Here is a 1,516-nt window from a genome sequence, read left to right as displayed (position 1 = left end):
CTCGAAGTGGTCGCCCCAGCAGGCGATCTCCAGGCCGTCGTAGCCCCATTCCGAGGCCAGCCGGCAGACCTCCTCGAACGGCAGGTCCGCCCACTGCCCTGTGAACAACGTCACCGGCCTGGTCATGAATCCTCCACACTTGTGAAGCGGCTGCCCTCAGCCGCGCTCTGCTCGACGGCCGCCAGCACCCGCTGCACCCGCAGCCCGTCCTCGAAGGACGGCGTGGGGTCGGTGCCGGCGGCGATCGCCTCCAGGAAGTCCTTCGCCTCGTGGACGAAGGTGTGCTCGTAACCGAGGCCGTGGCCCGGCGGCCACCATGCCCCGGCGTACGGGTGGTCCGGCTCGGTGACCAGCACCCGCCGGAAACCGTGCTCGGCGCTGCCGATGGCGTGGTCGTGGAACCACAGCTCGTTCATCGACTCGAAGTCGAAGGCCAGGCTGCCCGCCGAGCCGTTGACCTCGATGCGCAGCGCGTTCTTACGCCCGGTGGCGAAGCGGGTGGCCTCGAAAGAGCCCAGCGCGCCACCACTGAACCGGCCGATGAACAGCGCGGCGTCGTCCACGGTGACCGGGCCCCTCCCGGCTCCGCCGCCGGCCGAGAGCCCGGCCGAGCTGGCCGCCAGGGGACGCTCCTTGACGAAGGTCTCGGTCATCGCCGACACCCCGGTCAGCAGCTGACCGGTGATGAATTCGGCGGTGTCGATGATGTGGGCGCCGATGTCGCCGAGGGCGCCCGATCCCGCCTTGTCCTTCTGCAGCCGCCAGACCAGGGGGAACTCGGGGTCGACGATCCAGTCCTGCAGATACTGCGCCCGCACGTGCCGGATCTCGCCGAGCCTGCCCTCCTCCACGAACCGCCGGGCCAGCGCGACCGCGGGCACGCGGCGGTAGTTGAAGGCGACCATGCTGCGCACGCCGCGCGCCGCCGCCTCCCGCGCCGCCGCGGCCATCGCCTCGGCCTCGGCCACGGTGTTGGCCAGCGGCTTCTCGCACAGCACGTGCTTGCCCGCCGCCAGCGCCGCGATCGCGATCTCGGCGTGGCTGTCACCCGGCGTGCAGATGTCCACGATCTGCACGTCATCGCGTTCGAGGAGCCGCTTCCAGTCGGTCTCCGCGTGGGCCCACCCCAGCTTCTCGGCCGCCTGCGCGGTCGCCTCGGCGGACCGGCCGGCGACCGCCACCATCGCGGGCTTGATCGGCAGGTCGAAGAACGCGTCCACGCTGCGCCACGCCTGCGAGTGCGTACGGCCCATGAACGCGTAGCCGATCATGCCGATCCCGGCGACAGGCCTCATGACTCGAACCCGAGCGGCAGATACTGGGCGGCGTTGTCCTTGGTGACGGTCGCCGAGGACAGCGTGAGCGACTGCGGCACCTCCTGCTCCAGCAGGTCGCTCATGCCCTTGCCCTGCGCGATCAGCCGCGCCAGCTTGATCGCCGAACCGGCCATCGTGGGGCTGTAGGTGACCGTGGCCTTCAGCACGCCGTTGTCGGCCTGGATGTCGCGCATCGCGTT

1 protein-coding gene and 2 pseudogenes are annotated in these 1,516 nt (G+C 70.7%); all 3 read right to left on the bottom strand.

Annotation, left to right across the window (positions count from 1 at the left end; all coding sequences use genetic code 11):
* Nucleotides 1–126, bottom strand: a pseudogene (locus FLV34_RS43145) (sugar phosphate isomerase/epimerase); the annotation flags it as partial.
* The gene (locus FLV34_RS39195; RefSeq protein WP_147945576.1) at nt 123–1,295 is read right to left on the bottom strand and encodes a Gfo/Idh/MocA family protein; all 1,173 of its coding nucleotides are present in this window, start codon (nt 1,293–1,295) and stop codon (nt 123–125) included. The gene FLV34_RS39195 and the pseudogene FLV34_RS43145, both read right to left, overlap by 4 nt.
* Nucleotides 1,292–1,516, bottom strand: a pseudogene (locus FLV34_RS39190) (sugar ABC transporter substrate-binding protein); the annotation flags it as partial. The gene FLV34_RS39195 and the pseudogene FLV34_RS39190, both read right to left, overlap by 4 nt.

The sequence above is a fragment of the Microbispora sp. CSR-4 genome (assembly GCF_008033685.1).
In the GTDB taxonomy this organism is placed as follows: Bacteria; Actinomycetota; Actinomycetes; order Streptosporangiales; family Streptosporangiaceae; genus Microbispora.
The sequence above is the reverse complement of the archived record's forward strand: the minus strand, read 5'-3'. Positions and strand labels throughout refer to the sequence as shown.